This window comes from Falsibacillus albus (assembly GCF_003668575.1).
In the GTDB taxonomy this organism is placed as follows: domain Bacteria; phylum Bacillota; class Bacilli; order Bacillales; family DSM-25281; genus Falsibacillus; species Falsibacillus albus.
Map to the genome: position 1 here is coordinate 147,189 of NZ_RCVZ01000007.1, position 19,147 is coordinate 166,335.

General features: G+C 41.2%; 19 protein-coding genes. 16 read left to right on the forward strand and 3 right to left on the reverse strand.

Annotation, left to right across the window (positions count from 1 at the left end):
* Window positions 1-110: 110 nt before the first annotated feature.
* The 4 genes from D9X91_RS11855 to D9X91_RS11870 all read left to right on the forward strand — a co-directional run bounded on the left by D9X91_RS11855 (window position 111) and on the right by D9X91_RS11870 (window position 3,631).
* Window positions 111-953 (forward strand): DegV family protein, encoded by an 843-nt coding sequence (locus tag D9X91_RS11855; RefSeq protein ID WP_121680837.1) that lies wholly within the window; start codon window positions 111-113, stop codon window positions 951-953.
* 229 nt (window positions 954-1,182) lie between these two features.
* On the forward strand, window positions 1,183-2,154 hold the full coding sequence (locus tag D9X91_RS11860; protein WP_121680838.1) for a nucleoside hydrolase: 972 nt from the start codon (window positions 1,183-1,185) through the stop codon (window positions 2,152-2,154).
* A gap of 80 nt (window positions 2,155-2,234) precedes the next feature.
* Window positions 2,235-3,050, forward strand: a complete 816-nt coding sequence (locus D9X91_RS11865) for an SGNH/GDSL hydrolase family protein (RefSeq protein ID WP_121680839.1) — start codon at window positions 2,235-2,237, stop codon at window positions 3,048-3,050.
* Entirely contained in the window at window positions 3,050-3,631 is a 582-nt protein-coding gene (locus D9X91_RS11870; protein WP_121680840.1) for a YpmS family protein, read from the forward strand. The genes D9X91_RS11865 and D9X91_RS11870 overlap by 1 nt, the downstream gene beginning before the upstream one ends.
* 64 nt (window positions 3,632-3,695) lie before the next feature.
* Here D9X91_RS11870 and D9X91_RS11875 read toward each other — a convergent pair whose 3' ends face one another.
* Complete coding sequence (locus D9X91_RS11875; protein ID WP_121680841.1) at window positions 3,696-4,439, reverse strand: DUF4397 domain-containing protein; 744 nt, start codon at window positions 4,437-4,439, stop codon at window positions 3,696-3,698.
* Between the two features lie 301 nt (window positions 4,440-4,740).
* On the opposite strand from D9X91_RS11875, the gene rsgA reads away from it, so the two are divergent.
* The 4 genes from rsgA (at window position 4,741) to D9X91_RS11895 (ending at window position 7,463) form a co-directional block, all read left to right on the forward strand.
* Window positions 4,741-5,799 carry a ribosome small subunit-dependent GTPase A gene (rsgA, locus tag D9X91_RS11880; protein WP_121680842.1) on the forward strand — a complete coding sequence of 353 codons (1,059 nt, stop codon included), beginning with the start codon at window positions 4,741-4,743 and terminating at the stop codon, window positions 5,797-5,799.
* A gap of 146 nt (window positions 5,800-5,945) precedes the next feature.
* Window positions 5,946-6,434: a peptide-methionine (S)-S-oxide reductase MsrA gene (gene msrA, locus D9X91_RS11885; protein ID WP_121680843.1), complete on the forward strand. Its 489-nt coding sequence runs from the start codon at window positions 5,946-5,948 to the stop codon at window positions 6,432-6,434.
* The gene (msrB, locus tag D9X91_RS11890) at window positions 6,427-6,858 is read left to right on the forward strand and encodes a peptide-methionine (R)-S-oxide reductase MsrB (protein WP_121680844.1); all 432 of its coding nucleotides are present in this window, start codon (window positions 6,427-6,429) and stop codon (window positions 6,856-6,858) included. Before msrA ends, msrB begins: the two co-directional genes overlap by 8 nt.
* 104 nt (window positions 6,859-6,962) lie before the next feature.
* Window positions 6,963-7,463, forward strand: a complete 501-nt coding sequence (locus D9X91_RS11895) for a PTS sugar transporter subunit IIA (RefSeq protein ID WP_121680845.1) — start codon at window positions 6,963-6,965, stop codon at window positions 7,461-7,463.
* A 95-nt stretch (window positions 7,464-7,558) separates the two neighbouring features.
* Here D9X91_RS11895 and D9X91_RS11900 read toward each other — a convergent pair whose 3' ends face one another.
* A complete protein-coding gene (locus D9X91_RS11900) occupies window positions 7,559-8,134 on the reverse strand; it encodes a DUF502 domain-containing protein (RefSeq protein ID WP_121680846.1) in 576 nt (191 codons plus the stop codon).
* A gap of 189 nt (window positions 8,135-8,323) precedes the next feature.
* On the opposite strand from D9X91_RS11900, the gene D9X91_RS11905 reads away from it, so the two are divergent.
* Window positions 8,324-8,458, forward strand: a complete 135-nt coding sequence (locus tag D9X91_RS11905; RefSeq protein WP_121680847.1) for a YjcZ family sporulation protein — start codon at window positions 8,324-8,326, stop codon at window positions 8,456-8,458.
* Between the two features lie 201 nt (window positions 8,459-8,659).
* On the opposite strand, the gene D9X91_RS11910 is transcribed toward D9X91_RS11905, so the two are convergent.
* Window positions 8,660-10,468, reverse strand: coding sequence for a methyl-accepting chemotaxis protein (locus D9X91_RS11910; protein WP_121680848.1), 1,809 nt, complete (start codon window positions 10,466-10,468; stop codon window positions 8,660-8,662).
* A 261-nt stretch (window positions 10,469-10,729) separates the two neighbouring features.
* Between D9X91_RS11910 and D9X91_RS11915 the strand changes: the two genes are divergently transcribed.
* The 7 genes from D9X91_RS11915 to D9X91_RS11945 all read left to right on the forward strand — a co-directional run bounded on the left by D9X91_RS11915 (window position 10,730) and on the right by D9X91_RS11945 (window position 18,782).
* Complete coding sequence (locus tag D9X91_RS11915) at window positions 10,730-12,088, forward strand: aspartate aminotransferase family protein (protein ID WP_121680849.1); 1,359 nt, start codon at window positions 10,730-10,732, stop codon at window positions 12,086-12,088.
* Entirely contained in the window at window positions 12,078-12,776 is a 699-nt protein-coding gene (locus D9X91_RS11920; RefSeq protein ID WP_121680850.1) for a CoA transferase subunit A, read from the forward strand. Before D9X91_RS11915 ends, D9X91_RS11920 begins: the two co-directional genes overlap by 11 nt.
* Window positions 12,755-13,420, forward strand: a complete 666-nt coding sequence (locus tag D9X91_RS11925; RefSeq protein WP_121680851.1) for a 3-oxoacid CoA-transferase subunit B — start codon at window positions 12,755-12,757, stop codon at window positions 13,418-13,420. Before D9X91_RS11920 ends, D9X91_RS11925 begins: the two co-directional genes overlap by 22 nt.
* Before the next feature lie 22 nt (window positions 13,421-13,442).
* Entirely contained in the window at window positions 13,443-14,699 is a 1,257-nt protein-coding gene (locus tag D9X91_RS11930; protein ID WP_121680852.1) for a peptidase, read from the forward strand.
* Between the two features lie 183 nt (window positions 14,700-14,882).
* Complete coding sequence (locus tag D9X91_RS11935; RefSeq protein ID WP_121680853.1) at window positions 14,883-16,301, forward strand: aldehyde dehydrogenase family protein; 1,419 nt, start codon at window positions 14,883-14,885, stop codon at window positions 16,299-16,301.
* Window positions 16,302-16,465: 164 nt separating this feature from the next.
* Entirely contained in the window at window positions 16,466-17,329 is an 864-nt protein-coding gene (gene ablB, locus D9X91_RS11940; protein WP_121680854.1) for a putative beta-lysine N-acetyltransferase, read from the forward strand.
* 55 nt (window positions 17,330-17,384) lie between these two features.
* Window positions 17,385-18,782 (forward strand): sigma-54 interaction domain-containing protein, encoded by a 1,398-nt coding sequence (locus D9X91_RS11945; protein WP_121680903.1) that lies wholly within the window; start codon window positions 17,385-17,387, stop codon window positions 18,780-18,782.
* Window positions 18,783-19,147: the final 365 nt, after the last annotated feature.

The window sequence follows — 19,147 nt, forward strand, 5'->3', positions numbered from 1 at the left end:
GCTGCTGCTGGATCTTTTTTTGTAGATCGGGAAATATCTTGATAAAATGGTTTAAATGCTATTGAATTAAAGATATAATGAATAGAATCGCAATAGAGGATGTGGAAAGAATGAGCAAGATAAAGATCGTCACCGATTCCACGGTAGATCTCCCCCAGGATATCCTTGATAGGCTAGGAATCCATGTAATCCCTTTGTCAATATCCATTGAAAATGAAACGTTCGTCGATCGGATAGATATAACACCGAAGGCATTTATGGAAAAAATGAAAAGATCCAACGAACTGCCTAAAAGTTCTCAGCCTCCGATCGGTACTTTTGTAGATAAGTATAATGAATTAGGCGAAGATGGAAGCGAAGTCCTTTCCATCCATATGTCAGGGAACCTAAGCGGGACTGTACGTTCTGCTGAAAGCGCTGCACAAATGAGCGATGCCAATGTAACTGTGATCGATTCCAGGTTCATTACACGTGCACTAGGATATCAAGTAATGGTGGCAGCGGAAATGGCTTTGAAAGGAGCATCGATGGATCAAATCCTTTCAGGTCTTGATACAGTACGTTCATCTACCAATTTATATATCGTAGTAGACACTCTCGAGAATTTAGTGAAGGGCGGACGAATTGGAAAAGGAAGGGCTTTGATTGGGTCTTTGCTGAATATTAAGCCGATCGCTTCGCTGGAAAATGGAGAATATACGCCGGTCACAAAAGTAAGAAGTCATTCTCAAGCGGTCAAATATTTGGCAAAGCAGTTTGCGGAAGATATCAAAAACAGGACGGTAAAAAGCGCAGCAATCATGCACGCGGAAGGACTGGAATTGGCCTTGGCGTTAAAGAAAAAAATTAAAGAAACAACCGGATATGAGGAAATTGAAATCGATGATACAACACCGATCATCAGTACCCACACCGGGGCAGGAACGATCGGGTTGGTATATTACACAGAATAGGTGAAGCAAGGTATTGCCACCTGACTAAGACTGTAGACAAGCTTGAGCATTTTCTTGAGTTTGTCTACAGTCTTTTTTTAATTCGTAAATAGTTGTGTGACTGATTCGATAGTCTCAAAAGATGATAATTTTACCGGCTGTTCTTCCTAATTAAATAGTATTCCGCATATAAATGATGTAGGATGACTATCGTGTGTCGAAATGCCATTCGAGATGAGGTGGAAATTACGTGGCTAAGAAGAAAGTCCTTTTATTCAGTGATTTTGGGGTTGATGACATTGTGGCTGCTTTATATGCCTACTATAGTGAAGAAATTGAAATTGTAGGGGTAGTGGCGGATTATGGGAATGTCTCAAAGCGTGATGCCATCAGGAATGTAAAATTCATTCAAGAAAAAACGGGCATATCTGATATACCCGTTTTCGGTGGTGCATTCAGCCCGTTGACAGGGATTCCTCCAGTCTATTACACCAATGTACATGGTCCAGCAGGCTTGGGGTCAATTATCCCCGAGAATTATCATGATCATATGGACCTTGAGAATTTCTACGAAGTCACCTCTTTAATCGATGAGTACAAAGATGAAATTATTATCTATTCTGCCGGTCGATTGACGTCGCTGGCGACATTGTTTGTCCTGTATCCTGAGAAGATTAAGGAAATCAAGGAATTCTATCTAATGGGAGGTGCATTTCAGTCGCCTGGAAATGTCACACCTGTAGCAGAAGCAAATTTTTACAGTGATCCATATGCTGCGAACCTCGTCCTCCAATTATCTCCAAAGCAAATCCATATCGTTCCCCTGGATGTAACCCGCTATGCCATTCTGACCCCGCAAATGATTGACCAGCTGAATGATTATTATACTGAAGCGAAGGACGAGGCAGGTATGTTGATCAAACCGATGGTGGATTATTATTATGATTTTTATAAGAAGAGTCAACCCGATATTTTAGGCGCGCCACTCCATGATTTATTGGCAATGTGGACGATTACACAGGACCCATCCGTTCAGTTTAAAGAGGTGCCGGTCAAGGTGAGCGTAAATAGCGGATCCACATTCGGTCAAAGCTCAGGTGATTTCAGAGAGTCGAGTCCAAAGGCTGCTTGGCCCATCCATAAAGTTGCCCTTTCCTTTAATTATAAAACATTCGTCGAACAGATTTTTGCAACCTTGACATCCGGCCCGAGCAGGGGTTAAAGTTGCTGAGTTAGAAAAATGTTTCATGACTATATGAACGTGATATAATAACAATACTTGTAGAAAGCGAGGTGGACAATTTGAAAAAAACCCTCACCTTTCTTTTAGTATTCAGCTTTTTGCTCACTGGCTGCACTCAAGAATCCGGGGAAAATTCAACAAAACAAACCGCTTTGGAAGATAAACCAAACCCACCATCTGGTTTCATACCTAAAAAATTAACGATTGTTTCTGCAGGGGATTCATTGACTCAAGGTGTTGGGGACAGTACAAACAGCGGCGGCTACATTCCGTATCTCAAATCCGATTTGGAAGGATTGGAAGATATCCAAGAAGCTACTTTTTATAATTTCGGAGTAAGGGGAAACAGGACGGATCAGCTGTTGGCCAGATTAAAGACCGATAAAGTGAAGCAAAAAATCAAGCAAGCTGACCTCGTGATGATCACGATCGGTGGAAATGACGTCATGAAGGTATTTAAGGATAATTTTACTGACTTGAAATTGAAAGAATTTGAAAAGGCACGAAGTGATTATCAAAACCGGTTGAAAGTCATCATGACAACCATCAGGCAAGAAAATCCGGAAGCGGGGATCGTTTTAATCGGCATTTATAATCCTTTTTTAAAATGGTTTGCAGATGTAAAAGAAATAGAGCAGATTATGGTCAATTGGAACAAAGCAAGCAAGGAAATTGTTGACCAATACCAACAGGCAAAGTTCATTCCCATTTCGGATATCTTCGAAAATAGTCAGGATGATTTACTTTACAAAGATTATTTTCATCCAAATGATGAAGGATACCATCTGATCGCCGATCGTCTCTTCGACCAACTTAAAGGAGAAGCTTTAGCTGAATTAACTAACCCAGATTATATAGCGAAGGAAGGTCGTTAATGAAGAAAACAAAATGGAAAGCCGCATTTATTACATTGGGAATAATCAATATCCTAATTTTTGCTGTATTTGCAGGCATGATCCTGATGCCGTCAAAGGATCAGCCGATACCGAAAAAAGTTCCTGCTGACCAAGAAGATGTTCAGTTTCACATAAATGCAACAAAAGAAGATTTAAATAAAATGATTAACCACTATATCCAAAAAGAAGGGTTGAATGGCCCTATCGACTACAGCGTTTATTTAAAAGATGATGTGGAACTATACGGTACCATCCCCCTTTTCACTAGCAACCTTCAGCTCAAAATGACGTTGGAGCCAAAGGCATTGGATAACGGTGATTTAATATTGAAACAAAAATCAATTTCATTGGGTCAATTGGATCTACCAGTCTCATACGTTATGGAGCTGATAAAAAATAAATATAAGCTGCCGGATTGGGTAAGTATTCAACCGAACGACCATTTAATTTATGTATCATTGCAAAAAATGAAATTAAAGAGTGATATCAAGGTCCGTGCAGATGAGTTTAATTTGAAAGATGATAAAATTAAATTTACACTACTTGTACCTACAAATTGATAAAGAAAGTAAAAACCTGTTCCTAAACGAATTGTTTAGAACAGGTTTTTTTCTGCCGATTTTCTCAGCCCTTAATCAAGATGGTCTCTAAAGGGGGTTCACCTTCCAATAATCCCACTGCAAAAATGGTATAGCTGCGATTTGGTTTAAGTTTGATGTTCGGGATGTCCAGGATTGCTTTGTCGGCTCCGGCAGCTCTTACTTCCAAATCCAGCGTCATCGGTGTCAACCCTAAGTAATCAGTTGCTTGTTTGTAGCTGATATTCGGGAATACAACATCTCTGCTCTTTACGGCAATATCAACTGCAGGTGCATCCGGTGATAAATGAATGAACCTTAATTTTGTTTCATTTGCCGGAACCATAGGTGAGTCAACGTATGGTAGCAGCTGTAATTTTTCACCTTTTCCGATAGCTGCATAGGTATAAAATTTTCCTGGTTCAACAGATATTTTTTTACTGATAATGGTCGTTACACTTGTTCCAGCAGGGTATATGTCGATATGATACTTTCCTGCAGGCAATGATAAATATTCGCTGATGTCTTTAAAGCTTATATTCGAAAATATCTTGTGGCTATTGATGTAAATATCAATATTTGGCGAGCCGGGGGATGCATGCAAAAAGCGGACATTCGCCGGCTGACGCATCAACGATAATTCAGATCGCTGTGATTCCAACCCTTTTTTCATATATTTCAGATGCTGTTGGTAATAGTGAATATGCTGATTCGGGTCAATATATTTATAATAGCAAGCGAGCAAATCATACACTGCAGCTCTTTGAAAATATTGATCCTGATTATTCATATATCTCGCCCCTAACTTTTGTATACGTAACTAAAGTATGCAAACACTCTAAAAATGGTGATTTGCCTATTGAAAAGTTGTTGCATTTTTTTGAAATATCGGACATAATGAACTTATCTGATAAGAAAGCGGGTGATGTCAAATGACAAAAACATTAATTGAAACGAACAATTCCAATCGTAATTTGGCACAGCCCTGCTTTTTCGTGTGAATAGGATATTTCTGTCCTCAAAAACGCATAAAAAACCATGGGCTGCTGCGTCCATGGTTTTTTATTTTATATTTTTTTGGAGGGCATTAAATGAAAAATGAAATATTCATCGATTTTATGAAACGGGTTGAGGAAAACTTTGAACCGTATAAACAGGAATTTGTTTTAGGAAGAATCGTACTTGAGCATAAATCGCAATATAAAGTTATGACAATCCAGGGAGAATGGATGTGCGAAATCTCAGGTAAATTCCACTATCTTGCCGGAAAAGTTTCAGATTATCCTTCTGTAGGGGATTGGGTGATCCTAAAGGAGCGGAAAGGTGAGGACAAGGGCCTGATTGAAAAAATCCTCCCTCGTACAAGTAAGTTTTCAAGAAAAAAAGCCGGACCGGAAACGGAAGAGCAAATTGTAGCAGCAAATATTGATGACCTTATCATTGTGTCATCTTTAAACAGCGATTTGAATTTAAGAAGGATTGAACGCTATTTAATATTAGCTTGGGAAAGCGGTGCAAATCCGATTCTTGTCCTAAGCAAATCAGACCTTTGTGAGGATGTGGCAGATAAAGTCGATGAAGTAGATGCGATCGCCATGGGGGTCCCCATCATCCCAATCAGTGTAAAAACTGGAATGGGAATGAAACAGCTGCAAGAAATATTAAAGCCTGGCCGGACATCTGCCCTGGTTGGATCCTCAGGGGTGGGGAAATCCACCTTGATCAATGAACTGCTTGGTGCAGAAAAGCAAATTGTTCAGGAAATAAGGGAAGATGACAACAAAGGCAAGCATACGACTACATTCCGCGAACTGTTCTTTTTAGATAATGGGTCATGCATTATTGATACCCCGGGAATGAGAGAAATACAGCTTTGGGAAAGCCAAGAGGGAATGGCATCTGGTTTTGGGGATGTGGAATCGCTTTTTGAGCAATGTAAGTTCCGGAACTGTTCACATCATAAAGAACCTGGATGTGCAGTGCGGCAAGCTATTAAAGATGGTGATTTGACGGATGAAAGATTCCAAAGCTATTTGAAGCTCCAAAGAGAATTGGCGTATCTAGATCGGAAGTCTGATAAAAAAGCCCAAAGCGAAGAAAGAAAAAAATGGAAAAAAATCAGCCAGTCTGCAAACGCTCCGAGGAGATAAAGGGAAAAGTCAAATTAGTTTACGAATGCATAAAAAAACGATAAAATGCCATCAATAAACTATATCTGACTCGGGATGGAGGAATACAATTGTCACACACAAATCATGTTGAACTAGCCACGTTTGCGGGCGGGTGTTTCTGGTGCATGGTCAAACCATTTGATGAACTTCCGGGCATTGAAAAGGTTATCTCAGGCTATACTGGCGGACACACGGAAAATCCAACATATGAAGATGTTTGCAGTGAAACCACCGGCCATTATGAAGCGGTGCAAATCACCTTCAACCCTGATATATTTCCTTATGAAAGGTTGTTGGAGCTTTATTGGCAGCAAATAGATCCGACTGATGCAGGGGGGCAGTTCCACGACAGGGGTACTTCCTATAAGACTGCAATCTTTTGTCATAATGAGCAGCAAAAGACGGAAGCATTGAAGTCCAAGCAGCTCTTGGAGGAGAGTGGAAAATTCAAATCTCCTATCGCAACGGAAATTCTGCCATCCTCAACATTTTATCCTGCTGAAGATTACCATCAGCACTACTATAAGAAGAATCCTTTACGCTACAGTGCTTACCATAAGGGTTCAGGAAGAGCGGATTTCATAAGAAGGAATTGGGGTGATCAGCATGAATAAAAATAAAGAAATAGTAAAAAAGAAACTTTCGCCGCTCCAGCAAGAGGTCACGCAAAATAACGGCACTGAACCGCCTTTTCAAAATGAATACTGGAACCATTTTGAAGAGGGCATTTATGTGGATATTGTTTCAGGGGAACCTTTGTTTTCTTCAAGTGAAAAATTTGATGCAGGATGTGGATGGCCCAGCTTCTCCAAACCGATTACTTCAGAGCAGGTTTATGAGAAGACGGATCTGAGCCATTTCATGGTGAGGAAGGAAGTCCGAAGCAAAGAAGCCGATTCCCATTTAGGACATGTGTTTGATGATGGCCCAGGACCGACCGGCCTCCGATATTGCATAAATTCAGCAGCATTAAAATTCATCCCTAAGGAAGATATGGAAAAGGAAGGCTATGGAGAATATCTCACCTTATTTAAATAAGGTGGCCGATCTTTCCGAAATTACATTGTACTGATACGCCATTTCTTATAAAAGTTTAATCGAAGCCAATATTGGCTATAAACAGAGTAGGATGGTGATGAAGAATGTTAAAGAATCTTTTTGGGAAGAAGGAAGAAGTACCAAAAAACCTTTCGATAAGTTCACCGATGACGGGAAGGGTGCTAACATTGGAGGATGTACCGGATCCCGTATTTTCTCAAAAAATGATGGGGGATGGAATTGCCATTGAACCGGTGGAAGGGAAGGTTGTTGCACCATTCGATGGAAATATCGTCCAGGTCTTTCCGACGAAGCATGCAATCGGCATCAAATCTCCGAATGGAGTAGAGGTGCTGATCCATATTGGATTGGAAACCGTATCTATGAATGGTGAAGGTTTCGAGACGTTTGTTTCTGAAGGGGACAAAGTGAAAGCCGGAGACCTGCTAGTCGAATTTTCTATCCCTCTCATAGAAGAAAAAGCGGAAAGCATCATTTCACCAATCATTATTACGAATGGTGATGAAATGGACAATTACAAATTAATGGGCAATGATCAGGTAACTGCCGGACATGATACCGTTATGGAAGTAACCGTGAATTGATAGGCGTGTATGTAATAAAAAGAGTCTGTACCGTTTGAGCAAAAGGTTACAGACTCTTTTTATTTCGAAATTTTCCCGAAGAACCATCCAATTCGCTATTTTTGTGATGCCATGCCCCCTGAAAGGACGAATTTCATTGCGTCCTCAGGTTTGACATCGATGACTTCTATTTGATCTTTCGGAATTAAAAAGGTAAACCCGGCAACTTGAAAAGTTTGGGGAATGTAGACCGCGGCATGGTCTTGTAGAGGGCTGTAGAACCCCTCAACATCATCGGAAGTAATGAACCCGATACTTTTTATTTCAGTGCCTGGGAATGTAAAAGTGACAACTTTAGAAAAGGATTTTTTATCTCCGATAAATGAATTGACTGTATCCTTTATGACAGAATAAATCGTTTTTACAAATGGAATTTTAGTAAGTAAATGATCGATTAATTTAATGATCGTGCCAGTGATGAATTTCGTTGAGAGCCAACCAAGAGCAGTGATGGCAACCATTGTCGTTAAGATTCCGATACCAGGGATATAGTGGTGATTAAGATATGGCTTTAAAAAATTTCCTAGAATGCTGTCAAAGAATACAAATAATTTATAAACAACATAAACGACTAACACAATTGGTATGACAGTCAGCACTCCATTGATAAAACTTCTTGCGAGCAATTTCATTCATTTCACTCCTATTAAATACATAACGCAATTATACCCTCAGGGAAAAATCTTGGAAAGTGATTCTGGTGAAAATATATGCGAATAACCATATTTCAAAAAAAACTGGGCATATGCACAAACATTTTCTGGGTTCTTACATACAGTAACAATGTATAAATCATAAACCATACTTGAGGAGTGAGAGGTATGTATTACGGCTCAGGCTGTTGTTACCCAGGATATGCTTATCCATGCGGTGGAAATAATTGGTTTGCGTTGATTGTTGTGCTGTTTATCTTATTGATCATCATTGGAGCAGTTTGCTATTGTGGGCCTAGATAAAAAAGCTGACTCATGAGCTTACTCCTTTTCCTGTATTGGATGCAGGAAAGGAGTAAGCTTTTTTGAATCAGCTTTTTTATTAAAGGTGGGTAAGGTTGATTTGCGCTTCAGGATGTTCGCCTTCCACTTCAACCAACAATGAATAGTGAACTATTTATATGGAAATCTTTTAAATCAACTCTCCTTGAGAAAACAGCCCTATTATATCTTAAAATTGCCTACAAGATCCCGCAAGTTCTCTGCTTGCTTCGAAAGCTCTGATGCAGAGGCGGTGACTTGTTCCATGGCGGCAGAGCCTTCTTCAGATGCTGCTGCTGTCAACTCTGTATTCGCTGCAGTGCTGGCAGCAATCTCATTGACTGCTGCAAACGATTCAGCAACATCCTGGCTTAAATTCAAGGTTTGATGTATTTGGTTGACCATTTCATCGATAATGTAAAACGTTTCCTTCGATTGCTTAAGGATATTTTCCAAGGATGATGTAGTTTCGTTGGAAATCTCAACGCCGGCAATGACGGCCTTAACACCCTCTTGATTTTGAAGGATGATGGTTTTGACTTCATTTTGAATCGATTTTATGATTGCCGTCACTTCTTTAGCTGCTGTTTGGGATTGTTCTGCCAATTTTCGGACTTCATCAGCAACTACAGCGAAGCCCCTTCCGTGTTCACCGGCTCGGGCTGCTTCAATGGCAGCATTCAGAGCAAGTAAATTGGTCTGTTCTGAGATATCCGTTATAGAATTGATGATTTTTGTAATTTCATTTGATTTTTGCCCGAGTGCTTCAACAGTTGAAGTGGTGGTTGCCATGGTTTCTTCAATCGACATCATTTTCAGAGACGATGACTTTACTGATTTACCTCCAAGTTCTGCAGCAATCTGCATTTGCTCGGCTGCACCTTTCACTCTTTCGGCATTGTCGTTCAATAGTTTTGCGGACTGCTCCATCAAATTCATCTTTGTGACGGAATCATCCATTTGAGAAGTTGTTTTATCGCTTCCAACTGCTATTTCTGTCGATGTTTCTGCAATGGACATGATCGTTTTGGAAGTCTCTTCCGCAGAAGCGAGAAGTTGTTCGCTGCTGGCAGAAACATTTTCTGCCATTTTGGAAACTTCCCTTACAAGAGAAGCAATCCCGTCGATGAGTACATTTGTGTCCTTGGCCAATCCGGATAATTCATCATTTGATTTTACTTGGATCCTCTTTGTCAAATCCCCGCCTGCATTCGCGATATCAAGGATGGAATGACTTATTTTTCTTACATTTCGCTTGATGTTTCGAGATAGTATAAAGGAAAATAGTACTGTTAAAATAATGGCGATAATGGAAAGTCCCACTGTTACGAATTGAGAAATCATGACTTGCTGATGGAGGGAATCTATTCGTTCCTTCGTATAGCTTTTTTCTTCGTCGATCATCTTCGTGATGACTTTCCTTAGATTATCCATATACCCGATGCCTTGAGAAGAAGTCAACTGCATGACGGCGTCATGTTCTGATCCATATTTTCTTGCTTCGATGATCCGATCGATCCACCCGATCCAAAAATTATAATAGTTTTGAACCGACTCCAATTTTTTCATTTGAGACGGCTGATTTCTTAATAATGGAGTCAGGCTTTTTAATTTCTTTTCAACATTGCTTTTTCCATCGTTATAAGGCGCCAGATAGGTGTCATCGCCGGTTATGACATATCCTCTTTCCCCTGTTTCAATATCGACCAGTGATTTGGAAAGTTCCTGTATGTCATTATGTACAACCATATCATGGCTTACGACATTATTGATTTCTTTTTCCAACGCTTTCATATTTACGTAGGAAATGACAGTCAGCCCAACAAGCAGGATCGTCAGAAATCCAAAAGATAGAATGACTCTACCTCTTATGGTCTGGCTGTAATATAGGACTCCAGTCCCTATTTTCTTTTTTTCTTTATTCCTTTTTCTCTTGATTTTTTCTTCTTTTTTCTTCTTTTTTATTGAAAAAAGCTTCTTTTTTTCCTTCAAGATCGTCCCCCCTATATGTCTATATCCCTAGTCAAATGAAAGACTTACCATTATTGTAATCATTTTAATGAGAATTATCTACTAAATATTCATAAAATTTGTCGAAAAACCAAAGATTTCAAAAAGGCTGAAAATTATGGTTCCATATTGAAGGCTCAATTAACTGGATTTAGTAATAATAAATTCCTAGAAAGAAATACAATTAACATACATAGACATGTAATATGGAGAGAAGTTTTTTGAAAGGCCGGGGGTGTTATCGTGCAGCAATCACATTTGATTAAACCACTGTTGGATGCAGATTATCCATTAGCGGATCATGGGAAGGGAATTTTCATCTATGATTCTGATGGTAAAGATTACTTGGATGCATGCTCAGGTGCCGTGACGGCGAATATTGGTCATGGGATGAAGGAAATCATTGATGCCATTCAAAAGCAGGCTGAAAAAATTGCATTCGTCTATCGTTCTCAATTTACAAATGAGGCAGCCGAGAAGCTATCCTCATTGTTGGCAGAAAAGACGGACAATCATCTGAATTGGACATTTTTTGTGAACAGCGGATCGGAAGCCACTGAAACTGCAATTAAAATAGCGCTTCAACATTGGTTAGAAAAAGGAAAACCGAAAAAGACCAAAGTATTGTCAAGGTGGATGAGCTATCATGGAATAACCTTAGGAGCCCTTTCGATGTCCGGACATTCAGTGAGAAGGGAGAAGTTCACATCTTTGCTGGAAGATTGGCCGGTGCTTGAACCGCCTTATTGCTATAGATGTCCATATGGTAAGGAATTTCCAACCTGTGGACTGCACTGTGCCGCCCACCTGGAAACGGTTATCAATCGAGTGGGGGCAGATCAAGTTGCATGCTTGATTGTAGAACCGGTTGTTGGAGCTGCAGGAGGAGCAATCACTCCTCCTGATGGTTATTATGAGAAGTTGAAATCCATTTGTGAAAAATATGAGATTTTATTTATAGCAGATGAGGTCATGACAGGGTGCGGAAGAACAGGCGCAATGCTTGCCTTGGATCATTGGGGTGTAAAGCCGGATATAGCGGCATTGGGAAAAGGGCTAGGGGCAGGGTATGCTCCTATCGCAGCAACGATGGTCAGCGATAAGGTGATGGAACCGATCCAGAATGGAACCAAATCGATCATGAGCGGCCATACTTTCAGTGCCAATCCTTTATCCTGCGCAACTGCACTCGCGGTCTTACAGTTGATAGATTCAGAAGATCTGCTCTCAAAGGTCGAAGAAAAAGCGAACTATCTACAAAAGAAATTGAAGAAGCTGCAATCTGAATTTTCCTTTATAGGCGATATTCGTGGAAAGGGGCTCTTAATCGGGATGGAATTCGTTAAAGGCATTGAAGCGAAAGAACCATTCCCAAGGGAGTTCATATTCACATCTAAGTTGATAAGCATTGCACAAAAAAATGGCCTGCTTTTGTATCCAGCGGCAGCCGGTCTCGATGGAAGGCATGGTGATGCTATTATCATCGCTCCCCCGCTAAACATAACAGAAGATGAGATGGATGAATTGTGTAAAAGACTCAGAGAAGCTTTGCTTGAACTCAATATTGATAACGAAGGAAGCAGGGAGAGGCATGAGCAGTAAATTTAATAAAGTGGTATCGCTCGATGAAGCCATGGATCATTTTTATGATGGCATGTCCATCATGTTTGGAGGCTTCGGCGGAGTTGGATCGCCGCCAACTTTGATAAAAGGGATATTAAAGAAGGGGTGCAAAGATTTGCTGCTGATCGGGAATGATACAGGATTCCCTCAAATCGGCATCGGGCAATTAATCACTCAGAATAGGGCAAAAAAAGTTGTTGCCTCACATATCGGGTCCAATCCAATTGCGGGAGAGTTGATGGAAAGAGGAGAAATGGAAGTGGAATTTTCACCTCAGGGAATCCTTGCAGAACGAATCAGGGCGGGTGGAATGGGTATAGAAGGTATCGTAACGGAAATAGGAAAAGAAAATTCATGGATAAGCGGCGGAAAGCCAACTTTTAAGCTTAATGGGGTAGACTGCCTTGTTGAAAGCGCATTGACAGCAGATGTAAGCATTGTTTTTGCAAAAAAAGCCGACACTTTTGGGAATTTGATTTTTGATAAAAGTGCCAGGAACACAAACCCTTTAGTAGCGATGGCGGGGAACAAGACCATCGTTGAAGCAGAAGAAATCGTCCCATACGGTTCATTGGACCCGGAATCAATCATCACTCCGGGGGTGTTCGTAAATATGATAATTCCTTCGGAGGGGGTGGATTGGAAATGGGCATGGGAAATGGAATAAAGGATCGGTTGGCAAAAAGGGCTGCTGAAGAAATTGAAGACGGGATGATTGTCAATTTAGGCATCGGGATCCCATCCCTTGTGCCTAATTTTTTACCTCCTGCAAGGGAGGTGCTGTTTCAAGCGGAGAATGGAATACTTGGGATGGGACAATCGCCGCCGTATTTGAAAGAGGACGAAAATCTGTGCAATGCCGGGGGATTTCCTGTGACTTTGAATGAAGGGGGATCTTTTTTTGACTCTGCGACAGCTTTCGGGATGATCAGGCGCGGCTATATTGACTTGACCATATTAGGTTCGCTCGAAGTAAGTGAAGAAGGAGATCTTGCCAATTGGATCGTGCCAGGGAGAAGAGTGCCAGGCGTTGGTGGAGCCATGGAGCTTGCGGCTAGGGCAAAGAATGTGGTTGTTCTGATGACCCACGTGGATAAGAGAGGAAATAGCAAATTAGTAAAAAAATGCTCACTGCCCCTAACAGCCCAGCGGTGTGTAAAAAAGGTCATAACAGATTTAGGTGTATTTTCAATCGATGAAAACGGGCTTTTGTTAACCGATCTATTTGATCCCCATTCAATCGAAGAAGTAATAGAAAAGACTGATGCCGATTTTAAGGTTGCGAAAGAAATCAGAATGATCAGAGAATGAGTGAAAAAAGGGGAGGAAGAGTGTGCAAAAGAACATTAAGGCTTGGATGGAATCCAATCGTTCAAATGGCGTGAAGCTGCTGCAAAAACTGGTTCAGGAAAACAGTACGAGGGGAAATGAATATAACGCACAGGCTGTGATCATTGAAAAATGCAGACAAATGGGGATGCATTTGGATATTTGGGATATGAAACGAGAAAATTTGGAGGAACATCCATTTTTTAAGTGCGATCGTGAAAATTTTGAAGGAAATCCTAATGTCTGTGCCGTATGGAAAGGGGGAGGGGGAGGAAGGTCACTCATATTGAACGGTCATATAGACGTTGTGCCGGCGGGGGACGAAAAAGACTGGGAGATGGACCCTTTTAGCGGCGCAGTTAAGGATGGTAAGCTGTTCGGAAGGGGTTCGACGGATATGAAAGGCGGGACCGTCAGCTTGCTGCTAGCCATTCAAGCATTGATGGAATTGGGTATTTCATTGAGAGGCGATGTGATATTCCAAAGCGTGATAGAAGAGGAAAGCGGTGGTTCAGGGACGCTTTCCGCTGTCATGAGGGGCTATAAAGCAGATGGGGCCATCATCCCGGAGCCAACCAATATGAAGCTTTTCATCAAACAGCAGGGGTCCATGTGGTTCCGTATCAAAGTCAAAGGAAAATCCTCCCACGGAGGGACGCGGTATGAAGGTGTGAATGCCATTGAAAAAGCGGTAAAGGTGGTCGCAGCATTAGGAAAGCTGGAACAAAAAAGGAACGAGAAAATAACCGATCCGTTGTATGAGGGCATCCCGATTCCAATCCCTATCAATATTGGCAAAATCGAGAGTGGATCCTGGCCATCCTCTGTTCCAGACTTGGCCATTATTGAAGGAAGAATGGGAGTCGGACCTTCAGAAAAGATGGAGGATGCGGAAAAAGAACTGGCAGCGTGCATCGATCAAATTTGCCGTGAAGATCGATGGCTGCAGGAGCACCCACTCGAGTTGGAATGGTTTGGTGGAAGATGGCAGCCTGGCGACCTTGATAAAGGGCATCCACTTGTCGAAACTATCCAGCATTCCTACAAATGTGTGTTGGCGAGGCCTCCAAAAATAGAAGCATCCCCATGGGGAACAGATGGAGGGATCTTATCAAAAGGGGCTGACATACCAGTTGTTGTATTTGGTCCAGGAAGGACAGAGGCTGCCCATGATGCAAATGAGTATATTGAAATTGATAAAATATTTGAAGCTGCAGAAATTATCGCATTAACGATCATCGATTGGTGTGGTGCAGAATAATCGCTTAAAGTGACAGCTGTTGGAATGATATTTGAAATAAAGGGTATACATTCTATAGGGCAAAAGACAAGTGAGGATGTAGAAAAATTTGATGAACTTCCTCCCTGATATAATAAACGCAGAATGAAAAATTGCCTGATTGTAGAAATGATAATTTAACGATTACATAAGGAGGAAATCGAAATGAAACAAAACCTTTGGATTAATGGGGAATACTTAGGAACGAAGGAGTATTCCGACCTGCGTGCCCCGTTTGATCAATCGATGATTGCAGCAGTTGCAGCAGCTGACGAAGATCAAGTGAAGCTGGCCATAGATGCTGCTGATAAAGCTTTTTTGGATATGAAGGAAATGCCGGCATTCAAACGAGCTGAGATCTTGGAGAAAGTTGTTCAATTAATTGAAAAGGACCGTAAAGAATGTGCGGAAATCATCGCAAAGGAAGCATCAAAGCCATTGAAGGCTGCATTAGCCGAGGTGGACAGGACAATCATGACCTATAAATTTGCTGCTATCGAGGCAAGGAAAATATATGGGGAAACGATTCCCATGGATGCGGCACCAGGCGGCGAAGGAAGGATGGGATACACGGTCCGGGAGCCGCTTGGGGTAATAGCAGCCATCACCCCGTTTAACTTTCCAATGAACCTGGTAGCACATAAAGTCGGTCCCGCAATTGCTGCAGGTAATTCAGTTGTGTTAAAACCCGCAAGCCAAACTCCACTATCAGCTTATAAGATTGCTGATTATTTCCATCAGGCCGGCTTGCCTGCTGGTGCACTGAACGTAGTGACAGGAAGCGGGAAAAAAATCGGCGGCATGTTGATTTCCGATGACCGGATCAAGATGGTCACGTTCACAGGGAGCCCAAGTGTCGGCAAATGGATAAGGGAAAATGCAGGATTAAAAAGAGTGACATTAGAACTGGGGTCCAATTCAGCTGTCATTATTGATGAAAACACTCATATAGATGATGCAATCCCTCGAATGGTGACCGGCGCATTTACTTTCCAGGGACAAGTATGCATTTCCGTCCAGCGGATCTTCGTTCATCAATCCAAGTATGAGGATTTCGCTGCCAAGTTTGTGGAAGAAACAAAAAATTTAACTCTTGGAAATCCACTCGATGAAAACACGGATGTTGCAGCCATGATTTCTCCCGAAGATGTGAAACGGGCAATGGATTGGATCGAAAGTGCAGCAGACAAAGGAGCGGAAGTGGCATGCGGAGGGAATGTAAAAGATTATATGCTGGAGCCTACAGTATTATTGAATGTTCCGCTGGATGAAAAAGTATCGTGTGAAGAAGTCTTTGCTCCCGTTGTCCATATTAATTCTTTTGAAACTTTCGAAGAAGCCATACAGCTGGTCAATCAATCTCAATACGGGCTGCAGGCAGGGGTCTTTACGAATGATCTCCAATCTGCCTTCAAGGCAGCAAAAGAGCTTCATGTGGGCGGTGTAATCATCAATGACATTCCAACCTTCAGGGTAGATCACATGCCGTATGGGGGAGTGAAGATGAGTGGAATGGGCAGAGAAGGAATTAAATATGCCGTAGAAGAAATGACTGAACTCAAGCTCGTTAGTTTTAAACTATAGGGTGCTTGCAAAGCATCCTTGAACGCCTTGGATGAATCGCAAAGACTATCAGAAATAGACTAAAAGAAATAGATAAGGCTGGCAGCATCCACATGTCCCTTCTTTTCATGAAAATGGCGGGAAGAGTTAGTCGGATGTGCCAGTTTTTTTAGGGAGGGGAAACCGTGCAGCAAAAAAAATCATTATCAAAATCAACATTTTGGGCAAATATTTATGTGGATGAATTAAATAATAGGATAAGAGTCGATGATTTTCGTGGGGAGATAACATCGATAATGAGATGCCTTGAGGAAGAATTCTCATCACCGAAATTTGAAAAGTTCATTATGAAAGCAAGGATGGAAAACCTGAATGAATTGATATCGGCTGGTTTCACATTGGAAGCTGTGATTGATCGCTACTTTAATGGAAGCAACGCATATTTAATGGCGAAGTACAGGGGCGATGATCGAAGGAACAGTAAGAATTGGGTGAAGGAAGAATACATTCTGGAACAAGTATTAAAAGAAGAAAGGCAATTTGGATTTCACTCAGAAAAACCTGGAATCACGATGAGGATGGCCGAAAAGGTGGATGCCCCCCTTCTTGCCAGCCTTTATAGAAAAGTTTTTGCCGTCTATCCAGTACCAATCCATGAAGCCAGCTACATCAGTAAGTCGATGGATGAAGGTTCAATCTTCTATTGTATTGAAAAAGATGGCCAGATTATTAGCGCTGCCTCAGCTGAGATCAGTATGATCAATCATAATGCGGAATTGACGGATTGTGCGACGCTTCCAGATTTTCGAAAAGGAGGGCTGATGAAGGATTTATTATTGGCCTTGGAGGAAGAACTTAGGAAGAGGCGCATTTTTTGCTGCTATACAATAGCAAGGTCATTGTCATTTGGAATGAACATGGCTTTTTATCAGCTTGGTTACGAATACCGTGGGCGATTGGTCAATAATTGTTACATTTATGATAAGCTTGAAGATATGAATGTATGGGTAAAAGATTTAAGCACTGCCGAAAAATCGGCACTAACATGACAGAATTTCAGCACTTGCTCATAAAAATAATACAAGGGGGGGGCAGGTGAAAGGAATGAACTCTGATTGGCAATCTATTTTTCAAACCATCATTAATCAATTGGATGAAGGGATACACGTCGTGGATCTGGAAGGAAGAACCGTGCTCTATAATGAGGCAGCAGCCAACCATGATGGCATGCAGGTGGGCGAATTGGCTGGTGCACATATATTGGAAGCCTTTCCTTCGTTGACAGTTGATACAAGTACCCTCCTTCATGTCATTGAAACAGGAAAAACCTTAAAGGATGTTCCGCAGTCCTATGTCAATGTCCATGGAAAATGGATTGAAACCGTCAATACAACCTTTCCTCTATACCATGAAGGCAAGATGGTCGGAGCAGCTGAAATCGCGAAAGACTTTTCCAAACTGAGGAGAATGTCAGAGCAATTGATAGAGCTTCAAGATATTGCGAAACAAAAAAGAAAGAACAAAGAAGAAAACAGCTCCATCAAATACAACTTCCCGGATATAAAAACCATTGACCCGTATTTAATGAAGCAGATACAGCTTGCTAAAAAATCAGCACTATCCGATTCTCCTGTTTTTGTATACGGCGAGAGCGGTGTAGGCAAGGAATTATTTGTCCAGTCGATACATGCCGCGTCATTACGTTCACAGCAGCCCTTCATTGCTCAAAATTGTGCATCGCTCCCTGAAAGTTTATTGGACAGTATATTATTCGGAACTTCGAAAGGCAGCTATACCGGTGCGATTGACCGACCTGGATTATTTGAAGTTGCGAGCGGAGGTACATTGTTTCTGGATGAGCTGCATGCGATGCCATTAGAGCTTCAAGCAAAGCTCCTTAGAGTATTGGAAGAAAAGGAGATACGAAGAATAGGCTCGACCAAATCCATCCCAGTAGATGTTCGCATCATAGCTGCAATGAATTTGGACCCACAGATGGCCATGGAAAAAAAACAACTCCGTCCGGATCTGTTTTACCGCTTGAATGTATTTTCATTTTATTTGCCTCCACTGCGCAAAAGGATCAAGGATATCCATTTGTTGACGAATCATTTTATTGATCATTTTAATGACTTATTAAAGAAGCGTATTGAAGGGCTCGACCCACATTTGCGAATGTTTTTTGAAGAATATCCATGGAATGGGAATGTCAGGGAATTAAAGCATACGATTGAATTCATGATGAACTTCGTGGACGTCGGGAAACTATCCATCGAAGACCTTCCTCCTACCATGATCCATCTTTCAGAACAACATCCCCTCCCTGATCAAAGTATGCCTTCCTTGAAGGATTATTTGGTTCTAAAGGAAAAACAATTTATTGAAAAAGCGCTTAGGAAAGGAAAAGGAAATGTCTCAAAAGCAGCCTCACTGCTTTCCATCCCAAGACAGACATTGCAATATAAAATAAAAAAATATTCGATTGCCGATGACAACTGTTGAAAAATAAGCAGTCTAGACATCCTATAATAGGAATTCAGAAAATATCTCTTATTTTAGACAATTTTCTAATTGATTTCTTAAAATATGGTTTGTGAATAAACCTGTTACCCGTTCCTTTCCGCGGGGAGGGATGGGAGCCTCTTCGGCTTCGCCTGCGGAAAGCGTCCGCACGCACTGGAAATCAGTCAAAGTACAATCATAAGAGAAAAATTCAATCTTATTCAAATTGTAAAAAAGTTACTGCTGAAAATTCGGCAGTTTTTTTATGTTTTATGACAACACCAAACCGGTAAATTCTTCATAGCCTAGTAATATACAAGTAATTATTATGTTGGCACGATTATTGCATATAGAAGATAAGGCTT

Bases quoted from the DNA above. Each gene is read 5' to 3' on its own strand.
- rsgA (WP_121680842.1), top strand. From the start codon at position 4,741: ATGAAAAATGAAATATTCATCGATTTTATGAAACGGGTTGAGGAAAAC.
- D9X91_RS11870 (WP_121680840.1), top strand. From the start codon at position 3,050: ATGAAGAAAACAAAATGGAAAGCCGCATTTATTACATTGGGAATAATC.
- D9X91_RS11925 (WP_121680851.1), top strand. From the start codon at position 12,755: ATGGGCATGGGAAATGGAATAAAGGATCGGTTGGCAAAAAGGGCTGCT.
- msrA (WP_121680843.1), top strand. From the start codon at position 5,946: ATGGTCAAACCATTTGATGAACTTCCGGGCATTGAAAAGGTTATCTCA.
- msrB (WP_121680844.1), top strand. From the start codon at position 6,427: ATGAATAAAAATAAAGAAATAGTAAAAAAGAAACTTTCGCCGCTCCAG.
- D9X91_RS11875 (WP_121680841.1), bottom strand. From the start codon at position 4,439: ATGAATAATCAGGATCAATATTTTCAAAGAGCTGCAGTGTATGATTTG.
- D9X91_RS11920 (WP_121680850.1), top strand. From the start codon at position 12,078: ATGAGCAGTAAATTTAATAAAGTGGTATCGCTCGATGAAGCCATGGAT.
- D9X91_RS11895 (WP_121680845.1), top strand. From the start codon at position 6,963: ATGTTAAAGAATCTTTTTGGGAAGAAGGAAGAAGTACCAAAAAACCTT.
- D9X91_RS11855 (WP_121680837.1), top strand. From the start codon at position 111: ATGAGCAAGATAAAGATCGTCACCGATTCCACGGTAGATCTCCCCCAG.
- D9X91_RS11900 (WP_121680846.1), bottom strand. From the start codon at position 8,134: ATGAAATTGCTCGCAAGAAGTTTTATCAATGGAGTGCTGACTGTCATA.
- D9X91_RS11945 (WP_121680903.1), top strand. From the start codon at position 17,385: ATGAACTCTGATTGGCAATCTATTTTTCAAACCATCATTAATCAATTG.
- D9X91_RS11905 (WP_121680847.1), top strand. From the start codon at position 8,324: ATGTATTACGGCTCAGGCTGTTGTTACCCAGGATATGCTTATCCATGC.
- D9X91_RS11935 (WP_121680853.1), top strand. From the start codon at position 14,883: ATGAAACAAAACCTTTGGATTAATGGGGAATACTTAGGAACGAAGGAG.